Source organism: Alteromonas sp. AO-Serp (assembly GCF_017849675.1).
GTDB classification, from domain to species: Bacteria; Pseudomonadota; Gammaproteobacteria; order Enterobacterales; family Alteromonadaceae; genus Alteromonas; species Alteromonas macleodii.
Genome location: NZ_JAFLMX010000069.1, coordinates 1 through 17,558, shown reverse-complemented (window position 1 = coordinate 17,558; position 17,558 = coordinate 1). Strand labels below are relative to the sequence as shown.

The 17,558-nt window shown below is 44.8% G+C and carries 18 protein-coding genes; 6 read left to right on the top strand and 12 right to left on the bottom strand.

All coding sequences use genetic code 11. The features are described from left to right. Positions 1-41 precede the first annotated feature (41 nt). The 4 genes from QVA83_RS05945 to arfB form a co-directional block, all read right to left on the bottom strand. Positions 42-1,061, bottom strand: a complete 1,020-nt coding sequence (locus tag QVA83_RS05945; RefSeq protein ID WP_287498237.1) for an outer membrane beta-barrel protein — start codon at positions 1,059-1,061, stop codon at positions 42-44. Positions 1,062-1,310: 249 nt separating this feature from the next. Continuing rightward, on the bottom strand, positions 1,311-2,330 hold the full coding sequence (locus tag QVA83_RS05940; RefSeq protein WP_287498236.1) for a hypothetical protein: 1,020 nt from the start codon (positions 2,328-2,330) through the stop codon (positions 1,311-1,313). Positions 2,331-2,453: 123 nt separating this feature from the next. Further along, on the bottom strand, positions 2,454-3,131 hold the full coding sequence (locus QVA83_RS05935) for a hypothetical protein (protein ID WP_039229119.1): 678 nt from the start codon (positions 3,129-3,131) through the stop codon (positions 2,454-2,456). Between the two features lie 126 nt (positions 3,132-3,257). Then, complete coding sequence (gene arfB / locus QVA83_RS05930; RefSeq protein ID WP_014951185.1) at positions 3,258-3,674, bottom strand: alternative ribosome rescue aminoacyl-tRNA hydrolase ArfB; 417 nt, start codon at positions 3,672-3,674, stop codon at positions 3,258-3,260. A 146-nt stretch (positions 3,675-3,820) separates the two neighbouring features. On the opposite strand from arfB, the gene QVA83_RS05925 reads away from it, so the two are divergent. Then, positions 3,821-4,750, top strand: a complete 930-nt coding sequence (locus tag QVA83_RS05925) for an alpha/beta fold hydrolase (RefSeq protein WP_061096124.1) — start codon at positions 3,821-3,823, stop codon at positions 4,748-4,750. Between the two features lie 9 nt (positions 4,751-4,759). On the opposite strand, the gene QVA83_RS05920 is transcribed toward QVA83_RS05925, so the two are convergent. The 4 genes from QVA83_RS05920 to QVA83_RS05905 all read right to left on the bottom strand — a co-directional run bounded on the left by QVA83_RS05920 (position 4,760) and on the right by QVA83_RS05905 (position 6,685). Beyond that, a complete protein-coding gene (locus QVA83_RS05920; protein ID WP_061096125.1) occupies positions 4,760-5,194 on the bottom strand; it encodes a hypothetical protein in 435 nt (144 codons plus the stop codon). 73 nt (positions 5,195-5,267) lie between these two features. Continuing rightward, the gene (locus QVA83_RS05915) at positions 5,268-5,714 is read right to left on the bottom strand and encodes a hypothetical protein (RefSeq protein WP_014951188.1); all 447 of its coding nucleotides are present in this window, start codon (positions 5,712-5,714) and stop codon (positions 5,268-5,270) included. Positions 5,715-5,844: 130 nt separating this feature from the next. Continuing rightward, positions 5,845-6,408: a CBS domain-containing protein gene (locus QVA83_RS05910; RefSeq protein ID WP_014951189.1), complete on the bottom strand. Its 564-nt coding sequence runs from the start codon at positions 6,406-6,408 to the stop codon at positions 5,845-5,847. Positions 6,409-6,451: 43 nt separating this feature from the next. Next, positions 6,452-6,685, bottom strand: a complete 234-nt coding sequence (locus tag QVA83_RS05905) for a hypothetical protein (RefSeq protein ID WP_014977718.1) — start codon at positions 6,683-6,685, stop codon at positions 6,452-6,454. A 460-nt stretch (positions 6,686-7,145) separates the two neighbouring features. Between QVA83_RS05905 and QVA83_RS05900 the strand changes: the two genes are divergently transcribed. Together QVA83_RS05900 and QVA83_RS05895 are read left to right on the top strand one after the other, a co-directional pair. Beyond that, positions 7,146-7,673 (top strand): cytochrome b, encoded by a 528-nt coding sequence (locus QVA83_RS05900; RefSeq protein WP_075177236.1) that lies wholly within the window; start codon positions 7,146-7,148, stop codon positions 7,671-7,673. A gap of 22 nt (positions 7,674-7,695) precedes the next feature. After that, a complete protein-coding gene (locus QVA83_RS05895) occupies positions 7,696-8,262 on the top strand; it encodes a YceI family protein (RefSeq protein ID WP_287498235.1) in 567 nt (188 codons plus the stop codon). A gap of 76 nt (positions 8,263-8,338) precedes the next feature. Here QVA83_RS05895 and QVA83_RS05890 read toward each other — a convergent pair whose 3' ends face one another. Both QVA83_RS05890 and QVA83_RS05885 read right to left on the bottom strand, forming a co-directional pair. Then, positions 8,339-9,631 carry an NAD(P)/FAD-dependent oxidoreductase gene (locus QVA83_RS05890; RefSeq protein ID WP_287498234.1) on the bottom strand — a complete coding sequence of 431 codons (1,293 nt, stop codon included), beginning with the start codon at positions 9,629-9,631 and terminating at the stop codon, positions 8,339-8,341. Between the two features lie 185 nt (positions 9,632-9,816). After that, positions 9,817-11,886: a TonB-dependent receptor gene (locus tag QVA83_RS05885; RefSeq protein WP_287498233.1), complete on the bottom strand. Its 2,070-nt coding sequence runs from the start codon at positions 11,884-11,886 to the stop codon at positions 9,817-9,819. A 317-nt stretch (positions 11,887-12,203) separates the two neighbouring features. Here QVA83_RS05885 and QVA83_RS05880 point away from each other — a divergent pair, with 317 nt between their 5' ends. Then, positions 12,204-12,647: a DUF2721 domain-containing protein gene (locus QVA83_RS05880; protein ID WP_014951195.1), complete on the top strand. Its 444-nt coding sequence runs from the start codon at positions 12,204-12,206 to the stop codon at positions 12,645-12,647. A gap of 194 nt (positions 12,648-12,841) precedes the next feature. On the opposite strand, the gene QVA83_RS05875 is transcribed toward QVA83_RS05880, so the two are convergent. Further along, positions 12,842-13,852 (bottom strand): 5'-methylthioadenosine/S-adenosylhomocysteine nucleosidase, encoded by a 1,011-nt coding sequence (locus QVA83_RS05875; protein ID WP_287498232.1) that lies wholly within the window; start codon positions 13,850-13,852, stop codon positions 12,842-12,844. A 314-nt stretch (positions 13,853-14,166) separates the two neighbouring features. Between QVA83_RS05875 and QVA83_RS05870 the strand changes: the two genes are divergently transcribed. Further along, positions 14,167-15,051, top strand: a complete 885-nt coding sequence (locus tag QVA83_RS05870; protein ID WP_014951197.1) for a LysR family transcriptional regulator — start codon at positions 14,167-14,169, stop codon at positions 15,049-15,051. Positions 15,052-15,177: 126 nt separating this feature from the next. On the opposite strand, the gene QVA83_RS05865 is transcribed toward QVA83_RS05870, so the two are convergent. Next, entirely contained in the window at positions 15,178-16,536 is a 1,359-nt protein-coding gene (locus tag QVA83_RS05865; protein WP_014980635.1) for an OmpP1/FadL family transporter, read from the bottom strand. A gap of 385 nt (positions 16,537-16,921) precedes the next feature. On the opposite strand from QVA83_RS05865, the gene QVA83_RS05860 reads away from it, so the two are divergent. Then, positions 16,922-17,558 (top strand): zinc-binding dehydrogenase (locus QVA83_RS05860; RefSeq protein ID WP_287498231.1); only part of this gene is annotated, 637 nt, incomplete at its 3' end.

Below are 17,558 nucleotides of genomic sequence, written 5' to 3'. Positions count from 1 at the left end.
ATTAAGCGTGCTGTTCATTATAGAATTTATATTAACGCCCACTAAAAATGAACGTTAATGCCTAACTCAGCAATGGTTTCTTGATAATTTGCGCCATCGACACTAGAAGCAAAGTCTCCATATTGCGTAGACAGTTTAATATCAACATTGTTGTGAATGGCGTAATCGGCACTCATCTCAACAACGTGTCTGTCGTCTTCCCTGCCTATACCTCCATCTTGTTCTGAGGCGTAATCTCTTACATCTAATTGATAGGCAACCGTAAGCTTCAAGGGTTTACTAAACACCGCTAGAGGATAGGTGTACGCTAGATCCATCCCAATACTGGTGTAATCGAACACATTATTTTGGGCATCTTCATTTTGATACTTAAGTGCGATTTGGAAGAAGTCTTCCCCTTCGAAGAAGTAAAATAGGTCACTGCGCACAGCAGCTGCTTCACTATCTCGAATTGGCGCACCTTCAGGCGTGTTCTCGAATTGTTTATCGATAAGGTCGCTACTAACACGCAAGTAAGTGCGCTGCCCCAACAATTTTCCGACAGATAATCCAGACTGTTGATAGGTGAGGAAGTCACGCCCGTCTAGCTCAGCGCTAGCGTGATAGTAGTGCGCTCCTAGTTTGGCGAAGTCAAACGCATAGCTGGTGCTAGCGGACAGTGTGGTAAGGCCAAGATCGAACTCGCTTAGCGTTTGATAGTTGGTATTCGCCTGACTTACCGACAGTACATTTTCCCATTTCGCTGTGGGCTTCACCAGCACCTTTAGCTGAGCTTCTGACTGTACCGCGTCGTCGGCCACATCTGAATTCGTATCGAGCTCGCTAACGCTCACATTGCTATCAGAGCGGTACCCTAAATAGCCAGACCCTGAGAATGAAATCGTTTGGTGTTTTGCGTTTGTCTGATTCGCATCTTCATCATTGTGCGAGTGACTGTCAGAGCCCGCATTAGCAGCGCTACTACCGAGTAAAACAGCTGCCACGGACGGCAATAGGCATTTGCGGCCGCCACGAATAAGGTTGTTTGTTGTTGATGAGTGTTGAAGTATTTGCGTATTCATTGTTGTTACCTACCACAGAGAAAGTGAAACTTAGCGATTGCTGTTTTTAAGGAGAGACGTGAGATTTGACTTGAGGTGCTCGCTTTAAGGAATGCACGATAGCGAGGCAGTGTATTCGCACCTGCAGCCTAGACCTTAAATAGCGGCTTGCCTTTCTTTTTAGACAAGCCGCACTCAGACTTTAAGGTGGCTATTTAACGTGCTAGCTCAAGATTGCTCTACGCCCACCTAATGGTTTAGGCCTTTATATTAAAGGCCAAGCGCACCTGAAATACTTGAAGCTACGTTGTCGTTTACAGTGCTTGTTACGGCGCTTTCAACCGAACTCGCCACGGTATTATTTACGGTGCTTGCTACGGTGCTATCCACCGTATTTGCTACCGTGCCTTCTACCGTACCTTCTACCGTATTTCCTACCGTATTTGCGACTGTTGCTGACACAGTTTGCTCGACTGTATTTGAAACTGCGCCTTCTACAGAGCTATCCACCGTACTTGCTACCGTGCTTTCTACCGTGCCTTCTACCGTATTTCCTACCGTGTCAATAATTGTTCCTTCGACAGCGGTGCCAACCATTCCGGTTACAGAACTGGTCACTGAGCTTGCTGCGGTGCTGGCTGCTGTATTAGCTACGCCGCCGTTTACCGCACTTTCGATGGTGCCTGCAGCCGTGTTCGATAAGGTACTACCTGCTGCTGTTTCTGCAGTATTGTTTAGTGCACCACTTACACTGCCAGCTAGCGAACCTCCTGCGGTATTTTCCGCGCCATTGTTTGCTAGTGAACCGATTTGGTTCAATGCCAAGCTTGGCGCTGTCTGCGCTGTACTTTCTGCTTCACTTTCTGCTCCATCGACTTGTTCTGCATTTCCAGACGCTGATGACAGTACAGATAATGACCCAGATACACTACTTGTCAGTGCGCCTGCCACTGGCGAAGTTATCGAGTTCGCCATATCTGATGTTGCAGAAACTTGACTCACTCCCTGATCGGCAGATAGATCGTTGCTTGTTTGGTTTGCGGATAATTGTAAACCGGTATCGGCTGAGCTCTCGGTGGACATTTGGCTCTGCGTAGATGCTTCGCCTTCGGCAGAAGTCTGCGTATTAACCTGATTTGCAGACTGTGTAGTTGCACCGCTTGTTAGTGAAAGTGATGTAGAAGTCGACGCATTAGCTGATGTGTTAGCAGAGAACGTGGTTTCTTGAGCCAACACAGACGTTGACGCGATACCTAAAGCCAGTGCAATTGCAGTATTTAACTTTTTCATCCGTTTATCTCCGTTTTTCATAAAGGACACTGAGATAACGATTGAAGAAAAGTTTTTATTCCGCACTGAGTTTGATTTTTTTAAAAGAATTAAAAAAGCCCTGTAAAAACAGGGCTTTTCGAACTATTTTTCTGAAGCAGTCATGCTCTTTTCCCACCAGGGAAGTGAAAAATCTATATTATCTGGGTCGTAAGTTTTGGCATATTTCATTTTAACTGAACTCCAAAACGCAGCTTTGAAAGCAGGGTCGTAAATAACAAACTCACCCTTTTCGCGATACTGTTCAAACAGTTTTTGATAAGCTCCTACTGGTGTTAACGGGTTATCCTGTTGAAAAACCACATCTCCGCCGTACGCTTCGTAAAGGGCTTTCGATACTTTCCAGCTTTTTGCCATGCCTTCCGCCATTGCCAAACGATAACGCTCTAGCTCTTCATCTTGATAGGCGCCATCGCTGTCCAAATCAACGGTCCATAATTTTATTACAGAATACGCAGATTGAATTTCGCTTTCATTTGGCTCTATCGCATTTTTATCGGCAAAATCTGAAAGAACAGACTCGGTAATTTTATTACCAAGTGCACGCTGAGCTAAAATAGCTCGTACTTCTTTCTCAGACTTGTCAGTTAAAATAGACTGAAAACGGTCAACATCAGCCTGTGAAGGCTGTAGTTCAGTATTAGAAATAGATTTGTTGAACAAACGAGCAATAATCTCGTTTGCGGCTTGCGGTGTATTAATCCCAAGCGAAACCACTATGGCTGCAAATAACACCATAGGAATAACGTTCGAACGCGTCACTTTGTATGCTTCCCTAAGTTCCAATAATTAGCATAAGCACAAGACACATTCATTTATTATTGTAAGAATTTTCCGTTGTCTTGCGAAATGACATCTATAAGGCTTTATACTTTAGATTAGTTTTGTTTAAAATTCCACTTTCTTACGCATAGATTTTTTAGCACCTTGTTGTTTTTTTACATCTACACGACGTGCTTTTGCCGCACGGCTCACCTTTGTTTTTATGCGCGGTTTTTGTTCAATTGTCGCAGCCTTTATCCACGCAACAAGTCGCGCTAGCGCATCTTCTCTGTTTTGTTCTTGCGTTCGATAATTTTGCGCTTTAAGCACAAAAACACCGTCGTTGGTTACGCGACTATCTTTAAGCTGAAGTAGCTTTTCTTTCAGCTTTTCAGGCAGCGATGATCCATTTATGTCGAAGCGTAAATGTATGGCGCTACTTACTTTGTTCACATTCTGCCCACCGCTACCTTGTGCTCGAATAGCTTGCAATTCAGCTTCGCTTTCATCTATCGCGATAGAAGGGGTTATTATTAATTCCATCTCAAATCCTAATACGTCATGGCGTAACCACGTTAACGTTGCAGCACTAGCGGCTCTACATCTATAGGTCACTATCACTACTGCTTACTTGACCATTTTTGCGTTAACCGATAGGTTGTTTTTTATCCTTATTTTGGACATAAAACATGATCATCGCATTGCTCATCATTATTTGTATCGTTGTAGCGCTTATTTGGTTTACCGCCAAAATGGACAGCAATATCGAAGCTTCATTCACACCATCAGGAAAACTTACGCCTGTTGATGGTGGAATTATTCACTGGCAAAAGCAAGGAAACGGTCCGGCGCTTGTGCTGATTCATGGTTTACTTGGCAATAGTAACAATTTTAGCGAATTAGCAAAAACCCTCGCTTCCCGCTACACGGTCTATACCATTGATCGTCCAGGCAGCGGATTTTCGAGCCGCTATAAAAGCACATCCGCCAGCTTCGAACAGCAAAGTAAAATGATACTCGAGTGGATGCAAAAAGAGGGAATAGGTAGTGCGAGCATCGCTGGGCATTCAATGGGAGGAGGAATTGCACTGAGGATGGCAATCGATGCACCTGACAAAATAAAATCGGTTTCGCTTCTATGCCCGTTAACTACACCACTAAAAGGTGGTGCCGGGCCTCTTTCGGTGCTTTACATACCCAATGAATGGGTACGCAGCAGTGTTGCAAAAACCATTGCCAGTCCACTGCGTGCAAAGTTAGGTCGAAAACAAGTCGCACAAATTTTTCACCCCGAACCTGTCCCCCCGTCCTTTTCAACTGAAGGCGGTGGTTTGTTAGCGCTTCACTCTCGAAGCTTTTATGAAGGTAGCAGAGATACAGTATCTGCGCAGGGCAGTCTGCACCGTCAGCAAACTCGTTATGAAGATATTCAATGCCCTGTTGGGGTATTGTATGGTGAAAAAGATACTATCTTGAGGCCCGACGAGCACATCACCGCGGTAACAAAGGCAATAGGAAGTGCGGTACACAAAATTATTTCTGGCGCTGGCCACATGATCCCCGTTACTCAGGTGCAAGCGTGCGCAGACTTTATAATATCGATTGACGAAAGCGCTTAAGTAAGTGGCTTAGTGAAGCCTTGCACCTGTCTTTTCAACGTGCTCTTTATGAGAAAACTCAACAACGGCGAGTGTGCGCTCTCGACCACAAGTCGACTGCTTCAGTTTGCGAAGCTGATCGGCGACTCTCTCAATGCCGTCATACGCTTTGCACATTTCAAAAGGGGTCGCGCCCAGCGTTATATTGTAACTGCTAAACCACGCCTTCATTTGCTCACTGTCCCCATCTGACAATGAAATGAGTAAATGATACATACGAATAAAAGCGAGCTGCTTTCTGTACTCTGATGTGCCACTCTCAAACCCAAGTAGCGTAGTCTGCGCCAAAGAAGATGGAGAAATACCCAATATTTCAGAAGCTTGCTTGATATTTAAACCGAGTTCCTGGTATGCCCAAGTGAAGGCTTTCGTAACAACGCTGGTAGGAAATAGTGATCTATTCATAATATCGCCTCGTTTCATCGAACAATGTTATACAGATGTTATGAAACGTTGCGAAATGCGTACCAAGTTTTATCTACAGCTTCATTGCTACTTTCTCACGATGCAAATCGATGCCATCTTTATCGACGGAAAATCCTTTTGAAGACAACCAATCAACAGCATCTTCTATGGAATCCACAAAAATATAATCAATATTGGTATCGCGATACACGCGTTTAAGTTGCGCCTGCGTGGTTGCTCGAACGCTTGACTCTCCCATCACTAATGCCACATGAGTGAGCCCTATGGGATTTACCGAAGCCACACGTTCGTGAAGCAGCGCTTCAGCATCAGGAATGAGTAGTGATTCGCCAACAACACTAACAATATCGCACCAAGCTTTCCCATGTAAGCACTCGGAAAGCGTGCGATACTCACTGGCAAAGCTATTTACACACTCTCTGTTCCACGGCCCATAAGCTTGCGTTAGCACCGCATCACCACAGCGTGTAATAATAAATTCACCATGAGCATACTGCATATAACCACCTAACTACTTCGATAAAATATTAAGCTAGCAAATACCGTTAAGGCGATATATGCCTTTGACTACGAGTTGTTTTGAAACAACACGTAGTCAAAGTATGGTTCAGTATTGAGAAAATTGAAAATTAAGCGGCAAGAATGTTGATCAGCTCAGCAAACGTAGGGCGGCCCTGTATATCAAGCGGCAAACGCAGCTCTCTAGCAATGTCACTCACGCTGATTACGCCACGAATTTCATGGCTGTCTCTGTCCATGACAAGGCAATGGTGCTGCCCGTAGTCTTTGAGTGTTTCTATCACGTCGCCCACTGATGAACGTATTAGCTCACTGAAATCAAACGACATGAGCGAGGTTTTAGGACGCATGAAATCATGAACAGTGAGCTCTTCTCGCTTAATCTTAAGCTCGCTCACACGCTGAATGATTTGCTGTTCACCGACATCGTGACTGGTCACAATACCAATGAAACGGTTCTCACTGTTTACCACCAGCATCATACGCACATGAGACTGACGCATAATCGACTCTATTTTCGTCGCTGGAGTTCGAGCATCAATAACGTGTGGTAAGTGCTGCTTAAAGTCAGTGAAGACCGCCATAGCAGATGATTTTACAGTAATAGTGTTTTCAACAACCGGCCATGCCAATGTATCGATAGCTTCGGTTTTATATAGATTTAAGGCGTGCATACCTTTCTCCTAATCAAAAATAAAAAATTCAGTTTTTTAATGATTAAGTGAAAGAAGGTGGCCCTCGAATGATGTTATCGCGCTGCCTAGTAAAGGCTTTTGCATCAATCGTTTTTCCAGCCGAAAACCGGTATTTTTCCAAGCCGCTGGTGATGTCGACAAACGAAATGCCATCATCAATGTCGTCGTCAGATACTTCAAAAGCGGAGCTTTCCCATTCGCTAATGAGGGTTGAGAGCGTATTTGCACTGTTCGACTGCCCCGCAATATTTTGCACACTTCTTCCCTCTCCCAATACGGAGACGGATACTAGTGATGAAAATAACGCTGGCAGAATAACGGCCAACAAAACGTACGAAACGCGCAAAGCGTACAACCTCTACTGAACTAAACAACATTGAAGCAAAGCAGCCACTTTTGTTACTGCCTATTTAAACTATAAGAGTATTTAGCGCGTTTAATAGAGGTGTTTAGCGCATTTTATCGACCATTAAACGACGCGTCTTCGAAAACTAATCGTGTCGCGACTCAGGTTTGGTGGGTTGTTTGCTGTACATTCGTTCTAAAAACAAGAACGAACACTCCCATTAAATGTGATGTTTAGCCAACGTAATTAGAAATACACTAGATTCAATTGATGCATGAGGTGTTTTTTCAGCGGTCATTTAGCGTTTGAGATAACGCATTAACTGAAGGTCTAAACAACCTGATTGCAAGTAAGTAATAACGGAAGTGATATGAAATCAAGATGGTCCAGACCTATAGTTATTTTGCATTGGATATCTGCCATTGCCATTGTCGGCATGTTTGCTTCAGGGCTGTGGATGGTCGACCTCACATATTACAGCGACTGGTATAAGACGGCACCGCATTGGCACAAGAGTGTTGGATTAATTTTGCTTGCCATCACTGTTATTCGCTTAGTCACGCGCGTTGTTACTTCACGGCCGCCGTCACATGGCACCCCGTTAGAAAAAAGGTTAAGTCGCATAGGTCATGGGCTTCTGTACACCTTGATTATCATGCTATTCGCGAGCGGCTATTTAATTTCAACGGCCGATGGAAGAAGCATCGACGTATTTAATTGGTTTTCTGTACCTGCAATGGGCGAATTCTTTGAAAATCAAGAAGACATTGCAGGAGAGGCCCATTTTTATATTGCGTGGTCAGTGATTGTATTAGCAATCATTCACGCGCTGGCTGCGCTGAAACACCACTTTATTAGTAACGATGACACACTGAAGCAGATGTTACGGCTTCGATGATATTGAGGAAAAAGGAGAAATGATGAAGAAGTTAACACTTGCCTTGGCCGCTGCGCTGTCTTTAAGCACCGCTAACGCCGCAGATTATGTGATTGATAGCAAAGGCGCCCACGCGTCTATCAACTTTAAAATTCAACACTTGGGCTACTCGTGGCTTACTGGTCGCTTCAACGATTTTAAAGGTACTTTTAGTTACGACGACGCAGCACCTAGTGCAGCAAAAATTATGGTGACTATCGATACCGACAGTATCGACTCAAACCACGCAGAGCGTGACAAGCACCTTAAGAGCGACGATTTCTTAAACGTTGACGACTTTCCAGAGGCGAAGTTTGTCAGCACAAAAATTGTCGATAAAGGCAATGGCATGATGGATGTAATGGGTGACTTCACGCTTCATGGTGTAACAAAGCCTATTACAATTGAAGCCAAAAAGATTGGCGAAGGCAATGACCCATGGGGCGGCTATCGTGCAGGCTTTATGGGCACAACGACGATTGCACTTAAAGATTATGGCATCGACTATGATTTAGGCCCAGCGTCGCAAACGGTAGAATTAGAGCTTCACGTTGAAGGCGTGAAACAATAGCTATTTACATTTAGTCCCAGCGAACTAAATTTATGATTTAAGAAAGCCCCAAACATGGGGCTTTTTTTACATGTGGTTAGTGAAGCTTCAGCTTAGGGCTGATGGCCTGACTTAACTTTTTCACAAGGAGCTTTAGAGCACCTTTAATTTTTCCGTGTACTGCAAACTGGTGCATATTATACAAAGAAACGTAAACCAACTTAGCTAGACGCCCTTCAATGAACATACTGCTGTTTGACAGTGACCCCATTAAGCTTCCAACAGTGCTGTATTTACTTAAGTGAACCAAGGATCCATAGTCCTTGTAAGTAAAATCTTTCGTGTCTTTTTGAGTAAATAACGACGTTATATTATGCGCAACAATATCCGCCATTTGGTGGGCAGACTGCGCTCGAGGCGGCACCCACTTCCCATTGTCCTGCTGGAAACCACAGCAATCGCCTAACACCCAAATATTCTTATGAGATGAACTGCGAAGCTGCTTATCAACAAGAATTTGATTGGCTCTGTTCGTTTCAAAAAGCGCAAGCTTTGTTATGAAGTCCGGTGCTTTCACCCCCGCAGCCCACACCATTAAATCAGCGTCAATCCGACCACCGTCTTTTGTGATCAGCCCTTTCGCGTCGGCTTCTGCCACCATGGTTTGCTCTTTAATGTCTACGCCCAACTTATGCAGCGCTTTTCTTGCAGAGTTTGCTATACGCTCAGGTAGCGCAGGCAATATACGCTCTCCCGCTTCTACGATCGTAATCTTAAGACGAGAAGCTGACATGTCTGGCATTCCGTACGCCTTGGACAAATTCGCCACATGGTGAAGTTGAGCGGCTAGCTCAGTACCTGTTGCTCCTGCCCCGACAATAGCGACATCAATTCTGGCGTCTTTATCTTCTTGCTGATTGATGCGGATTAGCTGATTAAGAAGCGCTCTGTGAAAACGTTCAGCTTGCTTTAACGAGTCAAGAAAGTAGCAATGCTCAGCAACGCCAGGTGTGCCAAAGTCGTTACTCACGCTGCCAACCGCCAGCACTAACTGGTCATAATGAATCTCTCGTTCAGGCAAAACCTGAGTCCCTTCTTCATCGATTAAAGGCGACAAGGTTATGGTTTGCGCTTGCGCGTTAAGCGAGCACATTTCACCTAATTGAAAGCGGTAGTGGTGAGCTGCAGCGTGGATGGCGTAGTCCACACCGTCTGAATGCTTATCAATTACACCGGCGGCCACTTCATGTAATAGCGGCTTCCAGATATGGGTTCGACTGCGGTCGACGAGGGTAATTTCGGCTTGTTTCTTTCTCCCGAGGGTGCGGCTTAAGCGACTGGCTAATTCAAGACCACCAGCACCGCCACCAACAATTACTATTTTTTGCATGGGTATACCTATTAACAATCATTCCACGTATGCCGCCTGACCTTTCCAAGCGCTATACATGGCGTGACTGAGACCCATGCTGATGCCTACAGACTACGCCTGATGCCGCTGCGGTACAAGCAAATCACGGCAATAGTCTGTATTTTCAAGATTAATAATTATCTATTACGGCTGCTTATTTAAAGCTATAACGTGAACGATGCCGTTATCATGAAGTTTCGAGGCCGCCCAGGAAAATATCGAGGGCCTGTGAAGCTAGTAAAGTCTGCGCGTTCAGCGTAGTCCGTATCAAATACGTTGTTAACCCGCGCATACAATGTAACGTCTTCGTTCACGCTGTAGCGTACACGCGCATGTACCAAGTCATGCCCCTCGTACTCGTTGAGATTTTCAGCGTCGGTGAAATAGCTCGAAACATGCTGCCACTCTAGCTGCGTTTGTACCTTGCTCGACATCTCAAAGCTTAAACGAGCGTTAAACTGAAGCTTTGGCGCAGTATCAATATCATTACCTTTAATGTCTTGTTCACCTGAGAGCTGACTGTGCTCGTAGGTATGCTTTGCGTATGTACCAGCAAAATCTAAGCGCAGTACATCGCTTAACGGTTGGTCAAAAGTAAGCTCTACGCCTCTATGCCACGTTTCGCCGTTGCTTACGTTGAAAAAGTCGCTGTCGCGGTAAATCACATTATCTTTTTGTAGGCTGTAAAGGCTAAGCGTATAGCTGCCGTCAAATAGTGTTCCTGTAACGCCCATCTCGATATTATCGGCCGTTACCGAGTCAAGATCAGTAACAGTCTGTGCACGCTGCAAACGATACAGCTCTGTTGCCTGAGGCGCGCGATAGCCTCTTGCGATGCCGCCAAATAACTGGGTTTGAGGGTTAAGTTGATAACGAAGTGAAAGCTTCGGACTAAAGTTATGAAAATCATTTTCGCTGTCTGCTGGTCTGGAATATCTGCAGCCGCCAAAACCGCACTGCGTGCCATCCTCGCGAACACGACCAACATTCATATTGTTGGTGTAGTCGTATTGCATAGACTCAAAGCGCCCGCCGACAGAAATAGCCCAACGCTCAGCTTGCCAATTGAAGGTAAAGAAAGGCGCAAATAGCGTGGCATCTACATCATAATCATAGTGCTTTCCTACAGGTATGGTTTCAACCAAAAAGGCAGCCCCTTCTGTGGCGCTGTCTTGTGACTGGGTTAATTCACCTTCTGTGTATTCTACGTCTAATCCTATATCTGCACTTAGGCTGTCATTAATGACGTAATTGAACTGAGACAGCACACCAACGCCTTTTTGGGCATTCGTTTCAAGGGGTTTGCCTGGAAGAAAATGCATTCTAAAACGCATGTCCTGGTTGCGTAAGTAAGGTGTAATCGACAGTGCATGACCACCGCTAAAGCTTGTATCGAACTTGCTCCATAGCCTAAAACTTTCTGCTTTTCGAAACGCTTCGGGGTTTGGGTTGCTCTTGGCTATTTGTGTATTTTTGTAGCTTTCAAACCCTTCGATGTAGCCGGCAGTTTCTTGGTCTAAATGGGTATAGGTAAGGCCGCTCGTGATAACCGTGCTGTCCCACTCTAGCCTGTGGCGAAGCGAGACTTTCTCTTGGTCAACGCCCTCTTCATTTCGATATCCTGTATCTCTGGTAACACTGGCGGCGATACCCACGCCGCTGCGACCAAAGTCTTTCCCTTCTTTAAGCTTTACGCGATGAAACCCATAAGACCCGTAATCAACGCTAAGCTCTCCGTCGCCTTGGGTTGTGTCAGGGGTAATCACATTAATCACACCATGTATCGCATTAGAGCCATAAAGCGCTGACGCAGGGCCTTTTATCACGTCAATACGCTGTGCAATTTCACCGTGTGCTTCAAACAGCTCGTTAATATTGCAAAAACCTGCTGCGCGCAACGCAATACCGTCTTCTGCTGCTAAAATTCCGCCGCACGCGCCAGCGCCGGTTAACACTGGCGAACGAAGGGCAGGTAAATACTCTTGCCCATTGCCCCGCTGTACGCCGGCACCCGCAATGTAATTCAGCGACTCTTGGATATGTTGAAATGAAAGCAGCGAAAGCGTTTCTTCTGAAATAGACGACACTGCATAACCGGAAGCATTCATATTTCCCTGTATACGAGAAGACGTGGTTTCAATTCTTTCTATTTCATTGGTTTGTTGAGCGATGGCTGAATGCGATAGCAGAGACACAGCTAGCAACGACAGAGGAAAGCTTGGGGCAAAGCGCATTATCTATCCTTATGATGACAAAATGTTTTTTTAGCAACTGATGCTAGTGTATCGTTAATTTAGGCAAGAATGGGTTAAAACTCGCTAAACTGTTGCGGCATTTTGACAATTGCGTCATATCTCTGATTTAAGCGTTGGCGTAGACTTTGCAGTTCGCAGACTTTACTGTCACAACACAAGTCTTAGTTTTATACACTATTTCTAATTTACGTGTATCTAACGCATATAGACTGGCAGTACGTTAGTAGATTGCAGCAATGGGTTAATCACTCTTTGCCTGAATTAAGAACATCAAACTTTGTTCGCTGGAGGAACCATTGGACACACTTATTCCTAGTCTTTCACAGCTTATCGAATTCGCTGTTGCTCCCGTATTTTTACTTACCGGTATTGCGGGCTTCCTCAATGTTATGTCGTCTCGGCTGGGCCGAATATCCGACAGGGTGAGGGTGGCAGAAAGACAGATTCATACCCTTTCAGACCCGCATATTGTCGATCGCTCAAAGAAAGAAATTAAGGTGCTATGGCGCAGGGTGAAAGTGATTAACTGGGCGATTGGGCTATGTGTCGCCGCTGGACTGATGGTGTGTACCGTCATTATGGCGCTGTTTTCCGGGTCGCTATGGGTTGTCGATTTAAAAACACCAGTCATCGTATTGTTCATACTGGCTATGATGTTTCTTATCAGTGCGCTCATTGTTTTTCTGGTTGAAGTAAAACTTGCGACAAATACCATAAATATGGTCAGGACCATCCGCTAGCCACGTATCGACAACGGCTTGCTCGCTGGCGTTCAATTGATCCCATCAGCGACACACCAAAAAGGCGGATAGCGCGTAATGATTACCTTCTCTATCCGCCTACTTATTTTTAGGCTGTCGCGATTGGCTTAGTTTTGAAACTAACATTCATATGCAAAGAAGCAACGTTGCCTCAATGTTTGTCATACTATCGACTACTCGTCCTCAGCGAGTGTATCTAATACAGAAAACAGAACGTTAGCGCCAATACGCGACACTTCTTGGTCGTACTTGTTCTCAACGTTAACGCCTTCTTGACCGCCAGCCAAATCACTAATAGCTCGAACAATAATCCAGTCAACGTCGTTAACGGTACATACTTGACCTATTGCGGCTGACTCCATCTCTGTTACTTCGGCATTGAACACGTCTCTTGTCCACTTTCGATACTCGCGGTTATCCATAAAGACAGACCCGGTAATACCATTTCCGCCTACAAAGAGCTCGGCATCCCGCTCACCAAGCACGCGCTGTGTTGGCATAGTACTCATAGCTTGTTTCGCCGCAGTTAAAAGACGCGGTGTCGCGCTGAAATAGGCGGTGTCTTGTGGTTTATCCATCCCCTCTTTCACAATAAGCACTTCGTCAGGATGAATGAACTGAAAGGGCTTATATTTGGGTGTGTGAGGATCTTTAGCGCGGCGTTCATCTTGCTCTTCAATGAACTTTGCATAATATTCAGGCAGTATGTATTCGCCCGGAACATTCGGATCTTCATTGGTGTACACACTTTCATCATGGTAGTACCAACGCGCCGGAACAATGACGTCACCCGGTTGCCATTTTGGGTTAACTGCTCCCGCAATCCCCATGTAAACCACTTGCTTAACCGGAAAGTAATCCAACGCCATCTGCATAGTCATAGCAGCGTTTGCAATGCTCATTCCAGTAGCGAATATTAATATTGGCTCGTCGTGATAGGTACCTATGCGATACGTAACGCCTTTGATGGTTGTGGTTGTGTGAATGGATGCATTGGGATCTTGCTCAATACGGTTAAGGATACCCTGCATTTCGGGTGCGTAGGCTACGGTAACAGCAGTAAACGCAGGCTGTGAGAACGCGGCGGGCCCGTATGAAGCGCCAACGGACGTTTTAGTAGAAGTACAACCGCCCATCCACGAGGTGGAGAGCAGAACAATAATCATCAAAGTAAACTGTTTCATTCGCGATTCTCAGCTGCATAGTTAGTGAATAGTTAAACTAGCACTTTAATCGGGCAAAGAAACGCTGGATTTCAATAATTTACCATTTAAAAACATAAAGAAAACATCTTTAAAACAAGGTGATCCCTAAAATTACTTTTAGCTACAAATGCGAAGAGAATGCATAACTTTCCATTGTAAGCATTGCGTAAAGACGTGCTTCAAAAGCGTTCATCAACGTTAAAATACGGTAAAATTCGACTATTTCCGTCGTTAATTTGCTACAAATGAAGAGTAAAAATACTGCGGCCAATAAAAAGGATTAACTAAGCGCCATGAATACTAAATTACTTCGCTCTCTTCAGGTTTTTGTTGCAGTAACAGATAGCGGTAGCATGAGTGTAGCTGCGAGAGAGCTGCACATGACTGTCTCTGCTATTAGTCAGCAGTTAAGAAAGCTAGAACACGATATCGGCCTTAGCCTTTTTAACCGAAATACCCGAAGTTTGAGCCTAACGGAAGCAGGGCGCATCTATTACGAAACCAGTAAGCAAATGCTGCAAACCGCAGAACTTGCCCAGCAAAAAATTGAAAGTCTGCAGGATGACCCCACAGGTAAAATAAACATCATCGCGCCGGAGGGTTTTGGCGGAGGACTGTTAAGCGAGCCACTGAAAAAGCTTTGTGAAGAATTTCCTAAAATAACTATTTCTTTAACCGTAACTGACGAGCCTAAAGACATTATCGCTTCCAGTGCCGATCTTGTTCTTTGCTTCGCCCCAGTCTCAGATACAAATTTCAGCAGTTTGGTACTCGCTACCTGGAAGCGCATCTTATGTGTCTCTGCAGACCATCCACTTGCAAACGAAACTCTGACTTCGCCTGAAGCGCTTAACGCGCATACATACATCGCTCACAGACATATTGAAGAATACGTCATGAAGCACGAAAGCGAAGGCGAGTATGAATTAGATACACAACGCATTGATGTCAACTCAATGCAGACATTGATTAAACTTACCCAAGATAGTGTTGGCTATGCGGTTCTTCCCGAACCAGAAGTGAGACATCTATTAAAGTCTGGTGAAATGAAGCAGCTCTTCACTGACTGGGAGTTACCAGATTATACGGTTTATGCGGTTACACCGAAAAGGGAGCTAATGCCTGCAAAAATCGGCGCAGCAATTACATGTCTTCAAGATTTATTTGCGCAAATTTAGTCGTTAAACAGCGCACAAGACCCCCATCGCACATAAAAATGCGACGTTATACCAGTGTGCATAGGTCATTACCAAAAAGGCAGCGTAAATACGCTGCCTTTCTTATTTGACTTGGCTTCTTTGAAATTAGAAGCGAGTGTTCATTTGAACACTTAGAATGTGCGCAGTAGCTGACTGTGTGCCAGAGAAGTTAGTGGTAAAGTCAGTACCAGGAAGAACATTGCTTAGAATCGTTCTATCTTTGTCGATATTCGCTTCACGGCCATCAATGAATACGTAAGCCACGTCAATTGATGTATCTTCGCTTACCGTGTAAGTCATACCACCAGAGAACCAATGACGGTCTGTATCTGGGATACTTAGTGAGCGATTTTCTACCGATACCACACCGTCATCATAAGCATAGCCAGCACGAAGGGTAATTTCATCGTTTAGGATGTAAGTTACACCAAGCGCTGCACGCCATGAGTCGTCGAAATTCTCTTCTTTAATTAGGAAATCGATGCCGTCTTCTAGGTTAGCTTCAAGCTTCTCAAACGTACTCCAGTCAGTGAAAGTAACACTTGCTTGCACAGACCACTGATTGTCAATTTTTTGATCAATCGCTAGCTCTGTAATCGCAGCAAGGTTCAAATCTAGACTACCAGGCTGGTTTAAGTTGATAGGAAACACTGGCGTCTCTGAAGATACCGCGCCTTCTAGTTCTAGTTTCGTTTCTGCACGGTATGAAAGCGCAACATTAGTCATATCAGTTGGTTGCCAGAAAATACCGGCGTTCCAACCATAGCCCCAATCGTCACCTTCCATGCTAAACAGTGAATTGCCAGGAGTAAGCGTAGGTAATGTAATACCTAACGCTTCTGCTGTTGGCGCTAGGCCTGCAACAGTGCCCGCTAGCGTGTTTGATACGCCAGAACCAATTTCAGCTTCAGCGTAAGTGATGTTTAAACCAAAACCTACCATAAGCTGCTTATTCACTTTATAAGATACAGCAGGGTTTAGGGTTACCGTTTTTACTTCAGCTGTGTCAGCAAAATGCAGCGCACCAAAATCATCAGAGTAATCTGAACGAAGACCGTAGGTTGTGAATACACCTACACCAGCAGATAGCTTTTCATTAATTGGGCTTACATAAAAGAATCCTGGAACAAAAGCAGTATCTGCAATGTTGTCTTCTGCTGCTGGCATAGGTTGCCCAACTGGGGCTTCGCCTAACGCATAGCTAACATCACCATCGATATCAACATTCGGATCGATAAAGCTTACTGATGCACTGAACTCAGCTTCTTTAAATACACCAATCGCTGCAGGGTTAGTTGCTAAAACGGAGGCATTCTCTGGCTTAGCCGCTTGACCAGCCATGGCACGGCCTAGACCGTTTGCACTGTGTTCATTAACTTGGAAACCAGCTGCCAGCGCAGAAGAAGAGGCTAAGGTAGCAAGCGCTAAGCAAACTGAGGCACGTAAAGAAAACTGTTGCTTCATAAGATACTCATTGTAAAAGGGGAAAATTGCATCGGGCATTCTACGGATCTGAGTACTTTTGTTCAATGCAAGTAAACGCCATTTACGCACTTTTATCGCATTTTTTACAATTATAGCGACAACTTCGATTCATTTGTAAGCAAAGTTGATAATACACAGTTAATGAAAGATCTCAATATTGTTAACACCATTTTAATTGACTATCACTAACAACTATTGGAAATGTGAAAACGTTTCACTCAAATTTATAAACAGTCAGCGTTAGAGGTTGTGTTTATGCCCATAAACCCCACCCTCTTTTTAGGGTTTGGACGCGACTGTGTTAAACAACGCGCTGCTCCGTTCGAAAAACGCCGTTCCCATTTACTTGTTGCCGGAGGATACCATGTCAACATACAAAGCTATTACGCTTGTTAAGCGTCCCCATGATAGAAAAATTGGTCCGCACCTTTTTGAAAGCAAAGAGCTTGAAATTCCTACGCCTAAAGATGGGCAAATTTTAATAAAACAAACCTATATGTCTTTAGACCCTGCCATGCTGGGGTGGATGAGCGAAGACAGAGAAAGCTACATCCCACCTGTCGAGCTTGGGGATGTGATGCGCTCAAGCGGTGTGGGCGAAGTGGTGGAGTCGAACAACCCTAACTTTTCAGTTGGCGACAAAGTGATGGGTATGACCGGCTGGAGTGAATATGTGCTAAGTGATGGCACTGGGTTTAACAAACTTCAGCCTGGTATTACCGAAGAAATGGCTCTGTGCGTTTTCGCACTACCAGGACTGACAGCCACAACGGGTTTGTACAATTTTGGCGACCCAAAAGCAGGTGAAACGCTTATTGTTACGGGCGCAGCAGGCTCGGTAGGTTCCATTGTGGGGCAACTTGCGAAAGCAGACGGCCTTCGCGTAATTGGGGTCGTAGGTAGCGACGAAAAAGCCGACTGGATTGTGAACGAACTTGGGTTTGACGGTGCCATAAATTACAAAACCGATAATTTAGAAGAAAAGTTGGCGGAGCTTACAC